Here is a 20,200-nt window from a genome sequence, read left to right as displayed (position 1 = left end):
TGTTCCCTGGCTCACACCCGGGCGTAGGCTCTGATCGGACCACTTAGTGAAAATGTTCACAAGCTCACCGGGAACCAGCGAGGGGGGAACGACGTGCCGCCGAGGTCGCTCGCGGAGGCGCCGCCGGACGGCGACCTCCGTGCCGACGTCGTCGTCGTGGGCGCCGGACCGGCGGGTTCGTCGGCCGCCCGGACGCTGGCGACCGCGGGTCTGGACGTCGTCGTCGTCGACAAGGCCGACTTCCCGCGGGAGAAGGTCTGCGGCGACGGCCTGACGCCCCGCGGCGTCAAGGCGCTCGACGACCTCGGGGTCGACACCACCGGCTGGATCCGGCACCGCGGCCTGCGGGTGTTCGGCGGCGGCCAGGTCGTGGAGGTCGACTGGCCGCAGCTGCGGTCCTGGCCGTCGTACGGCCTCATCCGCACGCGCAGCGACCTCGACACGCTGCTCGCCGACCACGCGGCCGCCGCCGGGGCGCGGGTGCACACCGGCGTCCAGGTCACCGATCCGTTCCTCGACGAGGCCGGCCGGGTCGCGGGCGTGCGGGCGCTGGTGGGGCCCGGCCGTGAACCGGTCACCTGGCGGGCGCCGCTGGTGATCTCCGCCGAGGGGTTGTCGGGCCGGCTGGCCAAGTCCCTCGGGCTCGTCCGCCGCGAGGACCGGCCGCTGGGCGTCGCCGTGCGCCGGTACGTGCGCACGCCGCGGTCGGTCGACGACTACCTCGACATCTCCTTCGACCTCTCCGCCGAGGGCCCCAGCGCCGACTCGATGCCCGGCTACGGCTGGTCCTTCGGCATGGGCGACGGCACCGCCAACGTCGGCTTCGGGCTGCTGGACACCCGGCGCGGCACCGGCGCCGAGCCCCGCGCCGTGCTGCGGCAGTGGCTGGCGACGCTGCCCCCCGAGTGGGAGCTGGGCGAGGAGCACGCGGTGACCCCGCTGCGCGGCGCCGGGCTGCCGATGGCGCTGCACCGCCAGCCCGCCTACACCCGCGGCCTGCTGCTGGCCGGCGACTCCGCCGGCGTGGTCAACCCGTTCAACGGCGAGGGCATCAGCTACGCGCTGGAGACCGGCCGGATGGCGGCCGAGACCGCGGTCGCGGCGCTCCGCCTGCCCGAGGGACCCGCCCGGGAGGTCGCGCTGCGCCGGTACCCCGCCCGGCTGCGCGAGGAGTACGGGCGCCACCACCGGCTCGGCATGGGCTTCCTCGCGCTGCTCGACCGTCCGGACGTCGTCCGCTTCGCCACCGCCCACGGCCTCAAGCGGCCGGCGCTGGTGAACCGGGCGCTGCGGCTGATGGGCAACCTCTCCGACGGCCGCGAGGGGGACCGGTTCGACCGGGCCCTGGCCGTCCTGACCCGACTGACCCCGGCGGTGTGAGGCCGACATGACGAGTTGGTATCGGATCGACACGGTGTGCCACTCCCGTGCACGGATCGTGACCTGGATCACCGTAGGGTGCCGCTGATGCTGTCGACCTACGTGCCGATCGTCGGCCTGTTCGGGCTGGCCGCGGCGTTCGCCCTCTTCTCCGTCACCGCCGCTCCGTACGTCGGCCCGCGCCGCTACAACCGGGCGAAGCTGCAGGCCTACGAGTGCGGGATCGAGCCGGTCGACCAGCCGCTCACCGGCGGCCGCTTCCCGATCAAGTACTACCTGACGGCGATGATCTTCATCGTCTTCGACATCGAGATCGTCTTCCTCTACCCGTGGGCGGTCGCCAACGACGCGCTCGGCGTCTTCGGGCTGGTCGAGATGGTCGTGTTCATCGCCACCGTGTTCATCGCCTACGTCTACGTGTGGCGCCGCGGCGGACTGGAATGGGACTGAGGTAGTCGACCATGGGTCTCGAGGAGAAGCTGCCCAGCGGCGTCCTGCTGACGTCGGTGGAGAAGCTGGTCAACTGGACGCGCAAGTCGTCGTTCTGGCCGGCCACCTTCGGGCTGGCCTGCTGCGCCATCGAGATGATGGCCACCGGCGCCGGCCGCTACGACCTGGCGCGGTTCGGCATGGAGGTCTTCCGGGCCTCGCCGCGGCAGGCCGACCTGATGATCGTGGCGGGCCGGGTGAGCCAGAAGATGGCGCCGGTCCTGCGCCAGATCTACGACCAGATGCCCGAGCCGCGGTGGGTGCTGGCCATGGGCGTGTGCGCGAGCTCCGGCGGCATGTTCAACAACTACGCGATCGTGCAGGGCGTCGACCACGTCGTCCCGGTGGACATGTACCTGCCCGGCTGCCCGCCGCGGCCGGAGATGCTCATGGACGCGATCCTCAAGCTGCACTACAAGATCCAGCACGAGCCGCTCGGCGAGAAGCGGGCCGCCCAGCTGGCCCGCGCCCGCGCCGAGGGGACGGCGCCGGACCTGCTGGTCGAGATGCCGTCGAGCGTGCGCGCGGACAAGACCGCCCGCCGGGCCTACGAGCAGGCCGCGGCCGAGGGTCGCACCGGGCAGTTCGCCATCGAGCAGCGCGGCGGCAGGGCCGTGCTGCTGCCGGAGCCGTACGTGCGGGGCCGGGCATGAGCAGCGACGGCGGCTTCCCGACCCCCGGCCCGGACGGCGGCCAGCAGGGCATCGGCGGCGGCCCGGCCGGCGGCTTCCGGCGCGGCGCGTTCGGCGTCTCCGGCAGCGGCGACACCTCCGGCTTCGGCGGGCTGGTCCGCGTGGAGCCCGGCGGCGCGGTGGCGCTGCACTCCACCGAGCGGCCCTACGGCGGGTACTTCGACGAGGTCACCGACGCGCTGGTGGAGGCGGTCGGCGAGGCGACCTACACGGCCGCCGTCCCGCGGGTGCTGGTGGACCGCGGCGAGATCACCTACTTCGTGGCGCGCGAGCACCTGCTGACCCTGGTCCAGGCCCTGCGCGACGACGACGCGCTGCGCTTCGAGCTGCTCAGCAGCGTCTCCGGCGTCGACTACCTCGACAGCGGCGGTCCGGAGGTCACGCCCGGCCGCCCCCGGCTGCACGTCGTCTACCACCTGACGTCGATGACCTACCGGCGCCGCATCCGGCTGGAGGTGGCGGTGACCGCGGAGGACCCGCACGTCCCGTCGGTGACCGGCGTCTACCCGACGGCGGACTGGCAGGAGCGGGAGGCGTTCGACATGTTCGGCATCGTCTTCGACGGCCACCCCTCGCTGACCCGGATCCTCATGCCCGACGACTGGGACGGCTTCCCCCAGCGCAAGGACTACCCGCTCGGCGGCGTCCCGGTGGAGTACCACGACGCCACCATCCCGCCCCCTGACACGCGACGTGCCTACCGATGAGGGGGGCCTCCCGATGACCGCCACCCAGGACCCGTACGCAGGGTCCCGCGAGACCACCGAGGGCCGGGTCTACACAGTCACCGGCGGCGACTGGGACCAGACCTTCGGCCAGGACCTCGGCGGCGAGGAACGCCTCGTCGTCAACATGGGGCCGCAGCACCCGTCCACCCACGGCGTGCTGCGGCTGGTGCTCGACCTCGAGGGCGAGACGGTGACCAAGGCGCGGGTGGTCATCGGCTACCTGCACACCGGCATCGAGAAGAACACCGAGTACCGCAACTGGACGCAGGGCACGACCTTCGTGACGCGGATGGACTACCTGTCCCCGCTGTACAACGAGGCCGGCTACTGCATGGCGGTCGAGAAGCTGCTCGGCATCCAGATCCCGCAGCGGGCGGCGACCATCCGCGTGCTGGTCATGGAGATCAACCGGATCGCCTCGCACCTGGTCGGCCTGGCCACCGGCGGCATGGAGCTCGGCGCGCTCACCGCGATGACCAACGGCTTCCGCGAGCGGGAGCTGTGCCTGGACCTCCTCGAGGAGATCACCGGCCTGCGGATGAACCACGCCTACATCCGCCCCGGCGGCCTGGCGCAGGACCTCCCGCCCGGCGCGGTGGAGTCCATCCGCGAGTGGCTGGAGGTCATGCCGAAGCGGCTGGCCGAGTACCACCGGATGCTCACCGGCCAGCCGATCTGGCAGCGGCGGCTCAAGGACGTCGGCTACCTCGACGTCACCGGCTGCGTCGCGCTCGGCGTCACCGGCCCGGTGCTGCGCGCCGCCGGCCTGCCGTGGGACCTGCGCAAGGTCGAGCCCTACCTCGGCTACGAGACCTACGACTTCGAGGTCCCGACCGCCGACACCTCCGATGCCTGGGGTCGCTACCTGGTCCGCATGGCCGAGATGCAGGAGTCGCTGAAGATCGTCGCCCAGGCGCTGGACCGGCTGGAGCCGGGCCCGGTCATGGTCGAGGACAAGAAGATCGCGTGGCCGGCGCAGCTCTCGCTCGGCGCCGACGGCATGGGCAACTCCCTGGAGCACGTCCAGCACATCATGGCCGGCTCGATGGAGTCCCTCATCCACCACTTCAAGCTGGTCACCGAGGGCTTCCGGGTGCCGGCCGGCCAGGTGTACGTGCCGGTCGAGTCCCCCCGCGGCGAGCTCGGCTACCACGTCGTCAGCGACGGCAGCACCCGCCCGTGGCGCGTCCACGTGCGCGACCCCAGCTTCGTGAACCTGCAGGCCACGGCCGCGATGAGCGAGGGCGGCATGATCGCCGACGTCATCGCGGCGATCGCCTCCATCGACCCCGTGATGGGAGGAGTCGACCGATGAGTGCGCTCCCCGGCTCCGCCGAGGGCACCGCGGTCACCGGGCTCGACAGCAGCCCGGTGCAGCCGGCCCCGGCCGACCTGCCGCCGCTGACCGAGCAGACCCGGCTCGAGGCGCGGGAGATCATGGCCCGCTACCCGCAGCCGCGCTCGGCGCTGCTGCCGATGCTGCACCTCGTGCAGTCGGTCCAGGGCTACGTCTCGCCCGAGGGCGTCGCGCTCTGCGCCGAGGAGCTGGGCCTGACCAAGGCCGAGGTCGGCGCGGTCGCGACCTTCTACACGATGTACAAGCGGCGCCCGACCGGCCGGCACCTGGTGAGCGTCTGCACGAACACCCTGTGCAACGTCCTCGGCGGCCAGCGGATCATGGACGCGCTCAGCGCCGACCTCGGCGTCCACCACGACGAGACCGCCGCCGACGGCTCGGTCACCCTCGAGCACGCCGAGTGCCTGGCGGCCTGCGACTACGCGCCGGTCGTCACCGTCGACTACGAGTTCTACGACCAGCAGGACGTCGAGAGCGCGCGCGAACTGGTCGCGGCCCTGCGCCGGGGCGAGAAGCCGCACCCCACCCGGGGCGCCCCGCTCACCGACTTCCGCGGCGTCTCCCGGCAGCTGGCCGGCTTCTCCCAGTACGCCGACGAGGTCGAGGCCGCCGCGGCGGTCGACGCGCCTTGGCAGGCGGGCCCGACCCTGATCGGCGTCCACCTCGCCGAGGAGCGCGGGGAGTCCGCTCCACCGATGCGCGGACCGGGCGCGCAGCCCGCCGACGCCGGCGAGCCGCGGGAGACCGTCCGGCCCTCCGGCCGCACCGGGCAGTCCCCCGGCGAGGAGGCGGCCGACGCCCGCGTCGCCGCCGCCGACAGCCCGGCCGAGAAGGCCGGCGCGGCCGGCTCGCACCCCGACGCCCCCGAGCCCGCCGGACGGCGGCTGCCCGACGGCGCGACCGGTACCGACACACCCGCGGGATCCGAGCCGGGCACCTCCGGCCAGGGTCCCGGGAAGGCGTGACCCCATGCCCCTGACCCCCGTCCTCACCTCGCGCTGGGGAGCCGACCAGCCCTGGCGGCTGTCCACCTACGAGTCGCTCGACGGCTACGCCGCCCTGCGCACCGCGCTGGGCATGGCGCCCGACGAGCTGGTCACCCTGGTCAAGGACTCCGGGCTGCGCGGTCGCGGCGGCGCGGGCTTCCCGACCGGCATGAAGTGGAGCTTCATCCCGCAGCCCAAGCCGGGGGAGACCCCGACCGGCCCGGCGGCCAAGCCCAAGTACCTCGTGGTCAACGCCGACGAGGGCGAGCCGGGCACCTGCAAGGACCTGCCGCTGATGATGACCGACCCGCACTCCCTCGTGGAGGGCGTGATCATCTCCGCCTACGCGATCCGGTGCCACTACGCCGTCATCTACGTCCGCGGCGAGGCCGTGCACGCCCACCGCCGGCTGGTCAACGCCGTGCAGGAGGCCTACGCCGCCGGCTACCTCGGCAGCGACATCCTGGGCTCCGGCTACGACCTGGAGCTGGTCGTGCACGCCGGCGCGGGCGCCTACATCTGCGGCGAGGAGACCGCGCTGCTCGACTCGCTCGAGGGCTACCGCGGTCAGCCCCGGCTCAAGCCGCCGTTCCCCGCGGTCGCCGGGCTCTACGGCGCGCCGACAGTGATCAACAACGTGGAGACGCTGGCCAGCGTGCCGTTCGTCGTCCGCGGCGGCGCCGACTGGTTCAAGGCCTTCGGCCCGGAGAAGTCCCCCGGCCCGAAGATCTACTCGCTGTCGGGCCGCGTCGTCCGCCCCGGCCAGTACGAGGCCCCCATGGGGACGACGATGCGCGAGCTGCTGGAGATGGCCGGCGGCGTCCGCCCGGGCCACGAGCTGAAGTTCTGGACGCCGGGCGGCTCCTCGACGCCCTACTTCACCGCCGAGCACCTCGACGTCCCGCTGGACTTCGACTCGGTCGCCGCGGCGGGGTCGATGCTCGGCACCACCGCGCTCATGGTGTTCGACGAGACCGACTCCATCGTCGAGGCCACGCTGCGGTTCACCGAGTTCTACGCCCACGAGAGCTGCGGCAAGTGCACCCCCTGCCGGGAGGGCACCTACTGGCTGGTCCAGATCCTGGAGCGGATCGTGCACGGCCGAGGGACGGCACAGGACCTCGACCTGTTGACCGACACCTGCGACAACATCCTGGGCCGCTCGTTCTGCGCCCTCGGTGACGGCGCCACCAGCTGCATCGCCAGCTCGCTGAAGTACTTCCGGGACGACTACGTCGCGCTGCTGCCGCCCGAGGAGCAGGCGCGGCTGGGCCGGTCCCTCCGCCTCGAGCCCGTGGGGGCCGCCTCGTGACGTTGACGCCCACCAGCCCGGAGCCGGCCGCGGCGGTGCCGCCCGGCGCCCCCGGGCCGCACACCCCGCCGGACGCCGTCCGCTGCACGATCGACGGCTTCGACGTCGCGGTCCCGAAGGGGACGCTGATCATCCGCGCCGCGGAGATGATCGGGGTCCAGATCCCCCGCTTCTGCGACCACCCGCTGCTCGAGCCGGTCGGCGCCTGCCGCCAGTGCCTGGTCGAGGTGGAGGGCCAGCGCAAGCCGGTCGCCTCCTGCACCATGCCGGTGACCGAGGGCATGGTCGTGCAGACCCAGCTCACCAGCCCGGTCGCCGACAAGGCGCAGCAGGGGACGATGGAGCTGCTGCTCATCAACCACCCGCTGGACTGCCCGGTCTGCGACAAGGGCGGCGAGTGCCCGCTGCAGAACCAGGCGATCAGCAACGGCCGCACCGAGAGCCGCTTCGTCGACGTCAAGCGCACCTACCCCAAGCCGCTGCCGATCAGCAGCGAGGTGCTCCTGGACCGCGAGCGCTGCGTGCTGTGCGCGCGCTGCACCCGCTTCTCCCAGCAGGTCGCCGGGGACCCGTTCATCGAGCTGTTCGAGCGCGGCGCGCTGGAGCAGGTGGCGATCTACGAGGACGAGCCGTTCGAGTCCTACTTCTCCGGCAACACGACCCAGATCTGCCCGGTGGGGGCGCTCACCAGCGCGCAGTACCGGTTCCGCTCCCGCCCGTTCGACCTGCGCAGCGAGGACAGCGTCTGCGAGCACTGCGCCTCGGGCTGCGCGCAGCGCACCGACTACCGCCGCGGCAAGGTGCAGCGCCGGCTGGCCGGTGAGGACCCGCAGGTCAACGAGGAGTGGAACTGCGACAAGGGTCGCTGGGCGTTCCGCTACGCGACCGCCAACGAGCGGTTCACCACCCCGCTGGTCCGCCGCGACGGCGTCCTCCAGCCGGCCTCCTGGCCCGAGGCCTGGGCGGCGGCCGCCGCCGGGCTCGCCGCGGCCCGCGCCGCCGGCGGCGTCGGCGTGCTGCCCGGCGGCCGGCTGACCGTCGAGGACGCCTACGCCTACGCCAAGTTCGCCCGCGTGGCGCTCGGCACCCACGACGTCGACGCCCGCGCCCGCGCCCACTCGGCCGAGGAGGAGGCCTTCCTCGCCGCGCGCGTCGCCGGCCGCTTCCCCGGCGCGGGTGCGGTCACCTACGACGAGCTGGGCGACGCCCCGGCCGTGCTGCTCGCCGGCTTCGAGCCGGAGGAGGAGTCGCCGATCGTCTTCCTCCGGCTCCGCCGCGCCGTGCGCACCCGCGGTCTGCCGGTGTTCGACCTGGCGCCGTTCGCCACCCGCGCCGCGGTCAAGCTGCAGGCCAACGTGCTCGGCGCCATCCCCGGCACCGAGGCCCGCTCGCTCGCCGCGCTCGCCGCCGGCACCTGGGGCGGACCGGCGGTCGAGGCGCTGCGGCAGCCGGGTGCGGTCGTGCTCGCCGGCGAGCGGCTGGCGGAGCTCCCCGGCGCGTTCAGCGCCCTGGCCGAGCTCACCCGGGTCACCGGCGCCCGCGTGGCCTGGGTCCCGCGGCGGGCCGGCGAGCGTGGCGCGGTCGAGGCCGGCGCCCTGCCCGGGCTGCTCCCGGGCGGCCGGGTCGTGACCGACGCCGCGCACCGGGCCGACGTCGCGGCGCTGTGGGGGCTGGCCCCCGACGCGCTGCCGGCGACCCCCGGCCGCGACCTGACCGGCATCCTCACCGCCGTCCGCGACGGCGCCCTCGGCGGGCTGCTCGTCGGCGGCGTGGACCCGCACGACCTCCCGGACCCGCGGCTGGCCGAGGCGGCGCTCGCCGCGGCCGGGTTCGTGGTCAGCCTGGAGATGCTGCCGAGCGCGGTCACCGAGCACGCCGACGTCGTCCTCCCGGTCGCCGCGGCGCCGGAGAAGGCCGGCAGCTACCTGGACTGGGAGGGCCGCGTGCGGTCCTTCGACGCCACGCTGCACGGGACCGGGCAGCTGACCGACGGCCGGGTCCTGCACGGGCTGGCCGAGGAGATGGGCGTGGACCTGCGGCTCCCGGTCGTCGAGGCGGCGCAGGCCGAGCTCGGCGCCCTCGGGCTGCCCGCCACGGTCGCCCCGGTCACCGGTCTCGACGTCGCGCCCGCCGCCGAGGCGGCGCCCGGTGAGGACGAGGCGGTCCTCGCCTCCTGGCGCCAGCTGCTCGACGTCGGCACCCTGCAGCGCGACGAGCCGGAGCTGGCCGGCACCGCCCGCCCGCCGGTCGCCCGCCTGGGCCGCGAGGCCGCCGCCCGCCTCGGTGTCGTCGACGGTGACCGGCTCACCGTCACCGGCGCCGCCGGTGCCATCACGCTCCCGGTGCGGGTCACCGAGATGCCCGACCGCGTGGTCTGGCTGCCGATGCGCTCGCCCGGCAGCGAGGTCCGCGACCAGCTGGGGACGGCACCCGGCGGCGTCGTCCGTCTGTCCGTCGGAGGAGTCGCGTGATCACGCTCGCCAGCCCCGACCAGCCCACGCTGGAGGACTTCGGCTCCGACGTCTGGTGGATCGTCCTCATCAAGATCGTCGGCGTCTTCGTCGTCCTCGTGGTGATGACGCTGTTCGCGATCGTCTTCGAGCGCAAGGTCGTCTCGCGGATGCAGCAGCGGATCGGCCCCAACCGGGTCGGCCCGCGCGGCTACCTGCAGAGCCTGGCCGATGGCCTGAAGCTCGCGTTCAAGGAAGACATCATGCCGGCGCTGGCGGACAAGCCGGTCTACTTCCTGGCCCCGGTCATCGCCGCCGTCCCGGCGTTCCTCGCCTTCTCGGTGATCCCCATGGGCCCGACGGTGAGCATCTTCGGCGAGCGGACGCCGCTGCAGCTGACCGACGCCCCCATCGGCGTCCTGGTCGTGCTGGCCTGCTCGGCGATGGGCGTCTACGGCATCGTGCTGGCCGGCTGGGCGTCCGGCTCGACCTACCCGCTGCTCGGCGGCCTGCGCAGCGCCGCGCAGATGGTCAGCTACGAGATCGCGATGGGCCTGTCGATCGTGGCGGTGTTCCTCTACGCCGGGTCGATGTCGACCTCGGAGATCGTCGCCGCCCAGGCCGACGGCAACGAGGTGTCGTTCTTCGGCTGGGAGTTCACCGGGCCCAGCTGGTTCGCGGTGCTGCTGCCGGTCAGCTTCGTCATCTACGCGATCGCCGTCGTCGGCGAGACCAACCGCGCGCCGTTCGACCTCCCCGAGGCCGAGAGCGAGCTGGTCGGCGGGTTCCACACCGAGTACTCGTCGCTGAAGTTCGCGCTGTTCTTCCTGGCCGAGTACATCAACATGGTCACCGTCTCCGCGCTGGCCGCGACGCTGTTCCTCGGCGGCTGGCGGGCGCCGTGGCCGCTGTCGATCTGGGACGGCGCCAACTCCGGTTGGTGGCCGATGCTGTGGTTCTTCCTCAAGGTCGTGGCCGCGCTGTTCGTCTTCATCTGGCTGCGCGGGACCCTGCCCCGGCTCCGCTACGACCAGTTCATGCGGTTCGGCTGGAAGGTGCTGGTCCCCACCGCGCTGGTGTGGATCCTCGCCGTGGCCACCATGCGCACCGTCTCCCGCGAGGCGGACCTCTCCACCGGCCAGGTGGCCCTGTTCGTCGGGGTGCCGATCGCGCTGGTGGTGCTCGGCGGCCTGGCGATCGCCAGCCGGGCGAGCAACCGCGACACCCGGCTCATGGCCGAGGAGGCAGCCGCCGGCGCGGTCCACGCGGTCGACCCCGAGCCGGAGGTGCTGGCCCCTGCCGGGCCGCGCCGCCGGCCGGCGCAGCGCACCGGACCCAGCCGGGCCGAGGGCGGCTTCCCGATCCCGCCGATGGACCTCAGGGTCCCGCCGTCGCCGCGACTGCGTCGCGCCGAGCCGGTGGGCGCCGCGACCCGCGGCGAGGGCGGCGTGGTCGCCACCGGCCGCCGCGGCAGCACCCGCACCGAGGTCGGCCCGACCGACAGCACGGAGGACGGCGATGTCTGACCCCAGCCGCACCGGCGACGAGAAGGGCCTCGCCCAGGCGACCCGGGGAGGCGAGGTCGAGCGGGCCGGTCGTGGCTCCGGCTCGGCCCCGGCGATCCGCCGCAGCCTGCTGCCGGCCCCCGGCCAGGGCTTCGGCGTCACCTTCGCGCAGATCTTCCGGAAGGTGACCACCGAGGAGTACCCGGAGGTCCCCAAGGTCACCAAGCCGCGCTACCACGGCCGGCACGTGCTCAACCGGCACCCCGACGGGCTGGAGAAGTGCGTCGGCTGCGAGCTGTGCGCCTGGGCCTGCCCGGCCGACGCCATCTACGTGGAGGGCGGGGACAACACCGAGGACGCCCGCTACTCCCCGGGTGAGCGGTACGGCCGCGTCTACCAGATCAACTACCTGCGCTGCATCTTCTGCGGGCTGTGCATCGAGGCCTGCCCGACGCGGTCGCTGACGATGAGCAACGACTTCGAGCTGGCCGACGACAACCGGCAGGACCTGATCTTCACCAAGGAGCAGCTGATGGCCCCGCTGCTGCCGGGGATGGAGGCGCCGCCGCACGCGATGCGCCTCGGCGACGACGAGAAGGCCTACTACCTGGCCGCGACCCAGCGCGGGGAGATGCCGTGAGCGTGCTCGCCGCGGCGGCGGACACCGGCGTCTCGCTGGGCACCGGCGAGGCCGTCGTCTTCTGGGTCCTGGCGCCGGTCGCCCTGGCCGGGGCGCTGGGGATGGTGTTCTCCCGCAACGCCGTCCACTCGGCGCTGTGGCTGGTGAACACGATGCTGGTCCTGGGCGTCTTCTACGTCGTCCAGGAGGCGCCGTTCCTCGGCGCGGTGCAGATCATCGTCTACACCGGCGCGATCATGATCCTCTTCCTGTTCGTGCTCATGCTGGTCGGCCGCGACTCCTCCGACTCGGTGGTCGAGACCCTGCGCGGGCAGCGGGTGGCCGCCATCGTGCTGGGCGTCGGCTTCGCCGGTCTGGCCGGCACCGGGATCGCCCGGGCCACCCAGGACCTCGGCGCGACGGGGCTGGCGGACGCGCAGCCCGACGGCAACATCGAGGCGATCGCCGAGCTGCTGTTCACCCGCTACCTGCTGGCCTTCGAGGTCACCAGCGCGCTGCTGATCACCGCCGCGGTCGGGGCGATGGTGCTGGCCCACATCGAGCGCGAGCCCGGGACGCGGCAGACCCAGAAGGAGCTCTCGCGGGCCCGGTTCCTCACCACCGACCGGCCGCAGACGTACCCCGGCCCCGGCGTCTTCGCGCGGGCCAACTCGGTGGCCGCCCCGGCGCTGCTGCCCGACGGCCGCCTCGCCGAGGACAGCTTCGCCACCGGCATCGATCCCCAGGAGGTCGACCAGATGCCGCGCCCCACCGGCCGTGAGCAGCTCGGCTCGCCCGACCACCAGCTCGGCACCCAGGACGGCAGCTCCGGCGGGGGTGCGCTGCGGTGACCCTCAGCCACTACCTGGTGCTGGCCGCGATCCTGTTCACCATCGGCGCCGTCGGCGTCCTCGTGCGGCGCAACGCGATCGTCGTGTTCATGTGCGTCGAGCTGATGCTCAACTCGGTGAACCTGACGCTGGTCACCTTCGCCCGGGCCACCGGCACCGTCGACGGCCAGATCATGGCGTTCTTCGTCATGGTCGTCGCCGCCGCCGAGGTCGTGGTCGGCCTCGCGATCATCATGTCGATCTACCGGACCCGCCGTTCGGCGTCCGTCGACGACGCGAACCTGCTCAAGTACTGACGGCGGGCAACTGAATGGACACGGTCATGGACTCCGGCGCCGCCTTCGTCCCCGCCGACGGGCTGCTCTCGGCCTCCTGGCTGCTCATCGCGCTGCCCCTGGCGGGTGCCGCGGTGCTGCTGCTCGGCGGCCGGCGCACCGATCGCTGGGGCCATCTGCTGGGCACGGCGACGGTCGTCGTCGCCTTCGTCGTCGCGCTCGCCTGCACCCTCCAGCTGGACGAGCGCCAGGTCTCGGTCGACCTGTTCACGTTCATCGACAGCGGCTCGCTGGACGTCGAGGCCGGGCTGCTGTTCGACCCGCTGTCGGCGGTCTTCGCGCTGCTGATCACCGGCGTCGGCGCGCTGATCCACGTCTACTCGATCGGCTACATGGCGCACGACCCGCGCCGCCGCCGGTTCTTCGCCTATCTGAACCTCTTCGTCGCGGCGATGCTGCTGCTGGTCCTCGGCGACAACTACGTCGCCCTGTACGTCGGCTGGGAGGGCGTGGGTCTCGCGTCCTACCTGCTCATCGCCTTCTGGCACGAGCGCCCGGCCGCGGCCACCGCCGCCAAGAAGGCGTTCATCATGAACCGCGTCGGCGACGTCGGGCTGGCGCTGGCGATCTTCATCATGTTCGCGCAGCTGGGCACGGTCACCTACGAGGGCGTCTTCGGCTCGGTCGGGTTCCTCGCCGGGGGCACGATCACCGCGATCGGGCTGCTACTGCTCCTCGGCGCCTGCGGCAAGTCGGGCCAGTTCCCGTTGCAGGCCTGGCTCCCCGACGCCATGGAGGGCCCGACGCCGGTGTCGGCCCTCATCCACGCCGCCACGATGGTCACCGCCGGCGTCTACCTCATCGCCCGGTCCGCGCCGATCTACGACCTCACCGAGACCGCGCGCACCGTCGTCCTGGTGATCGGCGCGCTGACGCTGATGATCGGCGCGATCGCCGGCTGCGCCTACGACGACATCAAGAAGGTGCTGGCCTACTCGACGGTCAGCCAGATCGGCTACATGTTCCTGGCGGTCGGCCTCGGCCCGGTCGGCTACGCGGCCGCGATCGCGCACCTGCTCACCCACGGCTTCTTCAAGGCCGGGCTCTTCCTCGGCGCCGGGTCGGTCATGCACGCCATGGACGACCAGGTGGACATGCGGCGCTTCGGCGGCCTGGCGAAGAAGCTCCCGGTCACCTTCGTGACCTTCGGCCTGGGTTACCTCGCCCTCATCGGCTTCCCGTTCCTGTCCGGCTACTGGACCAAGGACGCCATCATCGAGGCGGCGCTGGACCGGGGCGGCACATCCGGGTGGGTGCTCGGCGGGGTGGCGGTGCTCGGCGCCGGCCTCACGGCCTTCTACATGACCCGCCTGATGATCATGACGTTCCTCGGTCGGCCGCGCTGGGCGCCGTCGGCCCCGGGCCGGGAGACGCCGCACCCGCACGAGTCCCCGTCGGTGATGACGGTGCCGATGGCGGTGCTCGCCGTCGGCTCGGTGGCCGCGGGCTTCCTGCTGGTGTCGGCGTTCCCGCTGTCGGACTGGCTCGCGCCGGTCTTCGGTGAGCCGGAGGAGGCCGAGCACGTCGTCGCGCCCGCCGTCGTCGGACTGGTCGTCACCGCGGTGATGGCGCTCGGGGTCCTCGCCGCGTGGCTGTTCGTGGGCCGCCGCGAGGTGCCGGAGGTGGCGCCCGAGCGCGTCTCGGTGGTCACCCGCGCGGCCCGCAAGGCGCTCTACGCCGACGCGATCAACGAGTCGCTGTTCATGCGCCCCGGTCAGTGGCTGACCCGCGCACTGGTGTGGGTGGACAACCGCGGGGTGGACGGCGCGGTGAACGGCCTGGCCGCGGGGCTCGGGGGCTCCTCCTCCCGGCTGGGCCGCGCGCAGACCGGGTTCGTGCGGACCTACGCGCTGGGGATGCTCGGCGGCGCGGTGCTGGTCGCCGGGGCGCTGCTCGCGGTGACGGCGGGCTGAGCGGGATGGCCACGTTGACGACGGACCGAGAGGCTGCCCGGTGACCGACTTCCCGTTCCTGCTGCTGATGATCGTGGTGCCCGCGGTGGGCGCCGCGGCGGTCGCGGCACTGCCGCGCGGCCGCGAGCTGCTGGCCAAGCAGGTCTCCCTCGGCGTGAGCCTGGTGGTGCTGCTGCTGGCGGTGCTGGCCACGGCCGCCTTCGACGTCGGCGGGGACCGGTTCCAGCTGACCAGCTCGGTCTCCTGGATCGAGGACTTCGGGGTCTCCTTCGCCCTCGGCGTCGACGGCATCGCCCTGGTCATGCTGCTGCTCGTCGGCGTCCTCGTGCCGGTGGTCATCGGCGCCTCGTGGGCCGACGAGCCGGCGAACGGCCGGTCGACCACCACGTTCTTCGCCTGGATCCTGCTGCTCGAGGCGATGATGGTCGGGGTCTTCGCCGCGACCGACGTCTTCCTGTTCTACGTCTTCTTCGAGGCGATGCTCGTCCCGATGTACTTCCTGATCGGCAGCTTCGGCGGGCCGCGACGGCAGTACGCGGCGGTCAAGTTCTTCCTCTACAGCCTGGTCGGCGGGCTGATCATGCTCGCCGCCGTCATCGGCCTGTACGTCGTGAGCGCGCAGCAGGGCGAGGGCAGCTTCGCCTTCGAGGTCCTCAACGCCATCGACATCGACCCCGAGGTGCAGAAGCTGCTGTTCCTCGGCTTCTTCGTCGCGTTCGCGATCAAGGCCCCGCTCGTGCCGCTGCACACCTGGCTGCCCGACGCCGGTGCCGAGGCGCCGATCGGGGGAGCGGTGCTGCTCGTCGGCGTCCTGGACAAGGTCGGCACGTTCGGTTTCATCCGCTACTGCCTGCCGCTGTTCCCCGACGCCTCCCGGGACTTCGCGCCGTACGTGCTCGCCCTCGCCGTCGCCGGTGTCCTGTACGCGGCGCTGCTGGCGATGGGGCAGAGCGACATGAAGCGGCTGGTGTCGTACACGTCGATCGCGCACTTCGGGTTCATCGCGCTCGGGATCTTCGCCTTCACCACGGAAGCCGGCACCGGCGCGGTGCTCTACATGGTCAACCACGGCATCGCGACCGGCCTGCTGTTCCTCGTCGTGGGCATGCTCATCGCCCGCGGCGGCTCGCGGCGGATCGCGGACTACGGCGGCGTCGCCGCCCAGGCCCCGGCCTTCGCCGGCGTCTTCCTCGTCGCCGGGCTGGCGTCGCTGGCCCTGCCGGGCACCAACAGCTTCGTCAGCGAGTTCCTGGTGCTCATCGGCTCCTACCCGAGCCGGCCGGTGTTCACGATCGTCGCCACCGCCGGCATCGTCCTGGCCGCGCTGTACGTGCTGCTGATGTACCAGCGCACCATGCACGGCCCGCCGCGCGGGCTCATGGCGGCGCCCGGGGCCGGCGTCCCGGTGAGCGCACCCGCGCCGGCCGCCGGCGGCGGGACGGCGACCGCGACGCTGGCGGAGACTGCCACCGAGGCCGCGACCGGCCGGCGCTTCCCGGAGCTCAACCGCCGTGAGGTCGCCGTGGTGGCCCCCCTCGTGGCGCTGATCGTCGTCCTGGGCGTCTATCCGCAGCCGCTGATCGACCTGATCGAGCCGGCGGTGGCCGACACGGTCTCCGACGTCGGCGGGGACCCCGGCGGCGCCACGCCCGAGGTGGGTCCGAGCGGTGCCGAGACGGAGGCGGGGAACTGATGATCGAGGCACCGGATCTCGACTACGCGGCCCTGGCGCCGCTGCTCTTCCTGTTCGGGGCGGCCTGCATCGGCGTGCTCGTCGAGGCGTTCGCGCCGCGCGAGGTGCGCCACCCGGCGCAGGTCGCTCTGGCCCTGGTCGGCACGGTGGGCGGCCTGGTCAGCGCCGTCCTGCTCGCCGCGGGCCGCGACCTGACCGGAGCCGAGGCCGACGTGACCGCCGGGTCGGCCCTGGCCGTCGACGGCGCCGGGGTGTTCCTCCAGGCGACCATCGCCGGTCTCGGCGCGCTGTCGGTCCTGCTGTTCGCCGAGCGCGGGCTGGACCCGGCCCGGTCGTCGTTCGTCGCCTCGGCCGCCGTCCCGGCCGGCAGCGTCCGCGACCGGGAGCTGCTCACCGCCCACCGGGTGCAGACCGAGGTCTACCCGCTGGCCACCTTCGCCATCGGCGGCATGATGCTGTTCGTCGCGGCGAACGACCTGCTGGTCATGTTCATCGCGCTCGAGGTGCTCAGCCTCCCGCTGTACCTGATCAGCGGCCTGGCCCGCCGCCGCCGGCTGCTGTCGCAGGAGGCCGCGGTCAAGTACTTCCTGCTGGGCGCCTTCGCCTCGGCGTTCTTCCTGTACGGCCTGGCCCTCGTCTACGGCGCGGTCGGCAGCGTCCGGCTGTCGACGATCTCCGAGGCGGTGGCCACCGACGGCGGGGACGTCCTGCTGGTCCTCGGCCTGGCCCTGCTGCTGGTCGGCCTGATGTTCAAGGCCAGCGTCGCGCCGTTCCACACCTGGACGCCGGACGTGTACCAGGGCGCCCCCACACCGGTGACCGCCTTCATGGCCGCCTGCACCAAGGTCGCGGCCTTCGGTGCGATCCTGCGGCTGCTCTACGTCGCGTTCGGCACCGACGAGTGGACCTGGCGGCCGCTGGTCTACGGCATCGCCATCGTGTCGATGATCGTGGGCGCGGTCCTGGGGCTCACCCAGACCGACCTCAAGCGCATGCTGGCCTACTCCTCCATCGCGCACGCCGGCTTCCTGCTCACCGGTGTCATCGGCTTCGACGCCACCGGCGACAGCCCCGGCCTGTCGGCCACGCTCTTCTACCTGCTCGCCTACGGGCTGACGACGCTGGGCGCGTTCGCCGTCCTCACGATGGTCCGGGACGGCGACGGCGAGGCCACCCACCTCTCCTCCTGGGCCGGCCTGGCCCGGCGGTCGCCGGTGCTCGCCGCGGTGATGACCCTCTTCCTGCTCGCCCTGGCCGGGATCCCGCTCACCAGCGGCTTCACCGGGAAGTTCGCCGTCTTCCGGGCCGCGATCGACGACGGGGCGTGGCCGCTGGCGGTCGTGGCCCTGCTGACCAGCGCGGTGGCGGCGTTCTTCTACCTCCGGGTGGTCGTCCTCATGTACTTCTCCGAGCCGGCCGGGAGCACCGGGTCGGGCGCCGTGACGGAGGGTCCGACGGTCGGCGTCCCCGGGCTGCCCACGACGATCGTGCTCGCGGTGACCGCCGCGGCCACCGTGGTCCTGGGCGTCGTGCCCGGGTCGGTGCTCGACCTCGCCGGTGAGGCGGCTAGATTCGTCGGTTGATGACCGGAGCCCGCGCCGCAGTCGACGCCACGCCGCCCACCCAGGTGTGGCACCGCGCGTCGGCCCCGGCGTCCACGATCGGCGGCTGGCTGCCCGAGGGGGCCCTCGGGGACGCCCTCGCGGCGGGGCTGGCGCGCGTCGAGACGGCGCTGACGGCCTCGGTCGACAGCCCGCACGCCTTCGTGCGGGAGGCCGCCGCCCACCTCATGGCTGCCGGCGGCAAGCGGTTCCGGCCGCTGCTGACCCTCCTCGCCGCCCAGCTCGGCGACCCCGACGCGCCCGAGGTCACCCGCGCGGCCGTCGTCTGCGAGCTCACCCACCTGGCGACGCTGTACCACGACGACGTCATGGACGAGGCGGCGGTCCGCCGCGGTGCCCCGAGCGCGAACACCCGCTGGACCAACAGCGTCGCGATCCTCACCGGTGACTTCCTCTTCGCCCGCGCCTCGGACCTCCTGGCCGACCTCGGCCCGGAGGCCGTCCGGCTCCAGGCCCGGACCTTCGAGCGCCTGGTGACCGGTCAGATCCGCGAGACCGTGGGGCCGGCGGCCGACGACGACCCGGTGGGCCACTACCTCGAGGTGCTGGCCGACAAGACCGGCTCGCTGGTGGCGACCGCGGCCCGTTTCGGTGCCTCCTTCGCCGGTGTCGACGCCGCCCTCGTGGAGTCGCTGACCGCGTTCGGCGAGGAGGTCGGGGTCGCGTTCCAGCTCTCCGACGACCTGCTCGACATCGTCAGCGAGGGCGGGGCGTCGGGGAAGGCGCCGGGCACCGACCTGCGCGAGGGCGTGGCCACCCTGCCGGTGCTGTTCGTGCTCGCCGGGGACGACCCGGCGGAGGCGCGGCTGCGGGAGCTCGTGGCCGCCCCGCTGACCGACGACGCGGAGCACGCCGAGGCGCTGGCGCTGCTGCGGGCGTCGGCGTCGCTGGAGCGGGCCGCCCAGGTGCTGCGCGACTACGCCGACCGTGCCCGGGCCCGCCTGGCGGAGGTCCCGGCCGGCGAGGTGCGCGACGCGCTGTCGGCGCTCTGCGACTACGTCGTCACCCGCACCAGCTGATGAAGGACCCCCATGCCCCCCACCGCTCGCGAGCTCGCGGTGGGCCCCTGCATGGGGGCCTTGCTGCTCCTGGCTGCCTGCACCGCTGACGACGCCTCCGGCGGGGACCGGCCCGACGGGGCGCCGGCGCTCGAGGTGACCGTCGTCCTGGACGGGCTGGACCACCCCTGGGACGTCGCACAGGCGCCCGACGGCACGCTGGTCGTGGACGAGCGCTCCGGCGGCCTGACGGCCGTGCGGCCCGACGGTGAGGTGGTGGAGGTCGCCGCCGACTTCGGCGACCTCTACGCGGACGGGGAGACCGGCCTCATGGGACTGGTGCTCGATCCGGGCTTCGACGACAGCCGGCGGCTGTACACCTGCCAGGGCGTCGAGGACGACGGCGGTGCCGAGATCCAGGTGATCGCCTGGACCGTGGCCGAGGACTGGCGCTCGGCGACGCGGGTCGCCGATCCCGTGGTCGGCGGCATCCCGGCCAACGAGGCCACCGGGCGGCACGGCGGCTGCCGGCTGCGGTTCGACCCGGAGGGCGCCCTGCTGGTCGGCACGGGGGACAACGCCGTCGGCAGCTACCCGCAGGACCGCGCCGTCCTGGGCGGCAAGGTGCTCCGGGTCGACGCCTCGACCGGGGCGCCGTGGCCGGGCAACCCCTTCGCGACAGCGCCGGACGCCTCGCCGCTGGTGTGGACCTACGGCCACCGCAACGTGCAGGGCCTGGCCGTCCGGCCCGGGACGGGCCAGGTGTTCGCCGCCGAGCAGGGCACCGGGCGCGACGACGAGGTGACCCTGCTGTCCCCCGGCGCCAACGGCGGCTACGACCCGGACGGCGACGACGGCGGCTACGACGAGAGCGTGCCCATGACCGACCTCGACCTGCCGGACGCGGTGCCCGCGACCTGGGCGTCCGGGGACCCGACCATCGCCACCTCGGGGGCCACCTTCCTCGCCGGCCCGCAGTGGGGGACCTACGACGGGTTGCTCGTCGTCGGCGTGCAGAAGGACACCGGGTTGCTGGCCCTGCGCGTCGGCGCCGACGGCGGGCTGGTCGAGCAGTTCCGCGTTCCGGAGCTGGAGGACGTCCACGGCCGGCTCCGCAGCCCGCAGCTGGGCTCGGACGGCGCGCTCTACGTCACCACCGACAACGGAGACGACGAGGACGTGCTGCTCCGGGTCGCCCCCGCCTGAGAACGCGACAGGGCCCGCCCCCCCCGTGAGGGGGACGGGCCCTGTTCGGCCCCTTGCCGGGTCC

The 20,200-nt window shown here is 73.3% G+C and carries 16 protein-coding genes and 1 pseudogene; all 17 read left to right on the top strand.

Annotated elements, in window-relative coordinates:
* Positions 1–93: 93 nt before the first annotated feature.
* Positions 94–1,380 carry a geranylgeranyl reductase family protein gene (locus DQ240_RS18705; RefSeq protein ID WP_113841214.1) on the top strand — a complete coding sequence of 429 codons (1,287 nt, stop codon included), beginning with the start codon at positions 94–96 and terminating at the stop codon, positions 1,378–1,380.
* A gap of 90 nt (positions 1,381–1,470) precedes the next feature.
* The gene (locus DQ240_RS18700; RefSeq protein WP_113841282.1) at positions 1,471–1,830 is read left to right on the top strand and encodes an NADH-quinone oxidoreductase subunit A; all 360 of its coding nucleotides are present in this window, start codon (positions 1,471–1,473) and stop codon (positions 1,828–1,830) included.
* Between the two features lie 11 nt (positions 1,831–1,841).
* Positions 1,842–2,393: pseudogene (locus DQ240_RS18695) on the top strand (NADH-quinone oxidoreductase subunit B family protein); the annotation flags it as partial.
* Between the two features lie 125 nt (positions 2,394–2,518).
* On the top strand, positions 2,519–3,268 hold the full coding sequence (locus DQ240_RS18690; protein ID WP_233498818.1) for an NADH-quinone oxidoreductase subunit C: 750 nt from the start codon (positions 2,519–2,521) through the stop codon (positions 3,266–3,268).
* A gap of 13 nt (positions 3,269–3,281) precedes the next feature.
* Entirely contained in the window at positions 3,282–4,604 is a 1,323-nt protein-coding gene (locus tag DQ240_RS18685; protein WP_113841210.1) for an NADH-quinone oxidoreductase subunit D, read from the top strand.
* Entirely contained in the window at positions 4,601–5,611 is a 1,011-nt protein-coding gene (nuoE, locus tag DQ240_RS18680; RefSeq protein ID WP_113841208.1) for an NADH-quinone oxidoreductase subunit NuoE, read from the top strand. Before DQ240_RS18685 ends, nuoE begins: the two co-directional genes overlap by 4 nt.
* A gap of 4 nt (positions 5,612–5,615) precedes the next feature.
* Positions 5,616–6,944 carry an NADH-quinone oxidoreductase subunit NuoF gene (gene nuoF, locus DQ240_RS18675; RefSeq protein ID WP_113841206.1) on the top strand — a complete coding sequence of 443 codons (1,329 nt, stop codon included), beginning with the start codon at positions 5,616–5,618 and terminating at the stop codon, positions 6,942–6,944.
* Positions 6,941–9,415: an NADH-quinone oxidoreductase subunit G gene (locus DQ240_RS18670; protein ID WP_113841204.1), complete on the top strand. Its 2,475-nt coding sequence runs from the start codon at positions 6,941–6,943 to the stop codon at positions 9,413–9,415. Before nuoF ends, DQ240_RS18670 begins: the two co-directional genes overlap by 4 nt.
* Complete coding sequence (gene nuoH / locus DQ240_RS18665) at positions 9,412–10,920, top strand: NADH-quinone oxidoreductase subunit NuoH (protein WP_113841203.1); 1,509 nt, start codon at positions 9,412–9,414, stop codon at positions 10,918–10,920. Before DQ240_RS18670 ends, nuoH begins: the two co-directional genes overlap by 4 nt.
* Entirely contained in the window at positions 10,913–11,539 is a 627-nt protein-coding gene (nuoI, locus tag DQ240_RS18660) for an NADH-quinone oxidoreductase subunit NuoI (RefSeq protein WP_233498817.1), read from the top strand. The genes nuoH and nuoI overlap by 8 nt, the downstream gene beginning before the upstream one ends.
* Complete coding sequence (locus DQ240_RS18655; RefSeq protein WP_113841201.1) at positions 11,536–12,369, top strand: NADH-quinone oxidoreductase subunit J; 834 nt, start codon at positions 11,536–11,538, stop codon at positions 12,367–12,369. Before nuoI ends, DQ240_RS18655 begins: the two co-directional genes overlap by 4 nt.
* Positions 12,366–12,665, top strand: coding sequence for an NADH-quinone oxidoreductase subunit NuoK (nuoK, locus tag DQ240_RS18650; RefSeq protein ID WP_029433506.1), 300 nt, complete (start codon positions 12,366–12,368; stop codon positions 12,663–12,665). Before DQ240_RS18655 ends, nuoK begins: the two co-directional genes overlap by 4 nt.
* Positions 12,666–12,691: 26 nt before the next feature.
* A complete protein-coding gene (nuoL, locus tag DQ240_RS18645) occupies positions 12,692–14,617 on the top strand; it encodes an NADH-quinone oxidoreductase subunit L (RefSeq protein ID WP_113841279.1) in 1,926 nt (641 codons plus the stop codon).
* Between the two features lie 40 nt (positions 14,618–14,657).
* Positions 14,658–16,310 carry an NADH-quinone oxidoreductase subunit M gene (locus DQ240_RS18640; RefSeq protein WP_113841199.1) on the top strand — a complete coding sequence of 551 codons (1,653 nt, stop codon included), beginning with the start codon at positions 14,658–14,660 and terminating at the stop codon, positions 16,308–16,310.
* Positions 16,310–17,893, top strand: a complete 1,584-nt coding sequence (gene nuoN / locus DQ240_RS18635; RefSeq protein WP_113841197.1) for an NADH-quinone oxidoreductase subunit NuoN — start codon at positions 16,310–16,312, stop codon at positions 17,891–17,893. The genes DQ240_RS18640 and nuoN overlap by 1 nt, the downstream gene beginning before the upstream one ends.
* The gene (locus tag DQ240_RS18630) at positions 17,893–18,951 is read left to right on the top strand and encodes a polyprenyl synthetase family protein (RefSeq protein WP_113841195.1); all 1,059 of its coding nucleotides are present in this window, start codon (positions 17,893–17,895) and stop codon (positions 18,949–18,951) included. The genes nuoN and DQ240_RS18630 overlap by 1 nt, the downstream gene beginning before the upstream one ends.
* A gap of 12 nt (positions 18,952–18,963) precedes the next feature.
* Entirely contained in the window at positions 18,964–20,136 is a 1,173-nt protein-coding gene (locus DQ240_RS18625; RefSeq protein WP_113841193.1) for a sorbosone dehydrogenase family protein, read from the top strand.
* Positions 20,137–20,200: the final 64 nt, after the last annotated feature.

Source organism: Blastococcus sp. TF02A-26 (genome assembly GCF_003319125.1).
GTDB lineage: Bacteria > Actinomycetota > Actinomycetes > Mycobacteriales > Geodermatophilaceae > Trujillonella.
Note: the sequence above shows the minus strand (reverse complement) of the source record. Positions and strands in the feature narration are given on the sequence as shown.

Coding starts and splice junctions, on each gene's coding strand:
- DQ240_RS18630 (WP_113841195.1), top strand. CDS start 17,893: ATGACCGGAGCCCGCGCCGCAGTCGACGCCACGCCGCCCACCCAGGTG.
- nuoN (WP_113841197.1), top strand. CDS start 16,310: ATGATCGAGGCACCGGATCTCGACTACGCGGCCCTGGCGCCGCTGCTC.
- DQ240_RS18625 (WP_113841193.1), top strand. CDS start 18,964: ATGCCCCCCACCGCTCGCGAGCTCGCGGTGGGCCCCTGCATGGGGGCC.
- DQ240_RS18685 (WP_113841210.1), top strand. CDS start 3,282: ATGACCGCCACCCAGGACCCGTACGCAGGGTCCCGCGAGACCACCGAG.
- nuoL (WP_113841279.1), top strand. CDS start 12,692: ATGGACTCCGGCGCCGCCTTCGTCCCCGCCGACGGGCTGCTCTCGGCC.
- nuoI (WP_233498817.1), top strand. CDS start 10,913: ATGTCTGACCCCAGCCGCACCGGCGACGAGAAGGGCCTCGCCCAGGCG.
- nuoF (WP_113841206.1), top strand. CDS start 5,616: ATGCCCCTGACCCCCGTCCTCACCTCGCGCTGGGGAGCCGACCAGCCC.
- nuoE (WP_113841208.1), top strand. CDS start 4,601: ATGAGTGCGCTCCCCGGCTCCGCCGAGGGCACCGCGGTCACCGGGCTC.
- DQ240_RS18690 (WP_233498818.1), top strand. CDS start 2,519: ATGAGCAGCGACGGCGGCTTCCCGACCCCCGGCCCGGACGGCGGCCAG.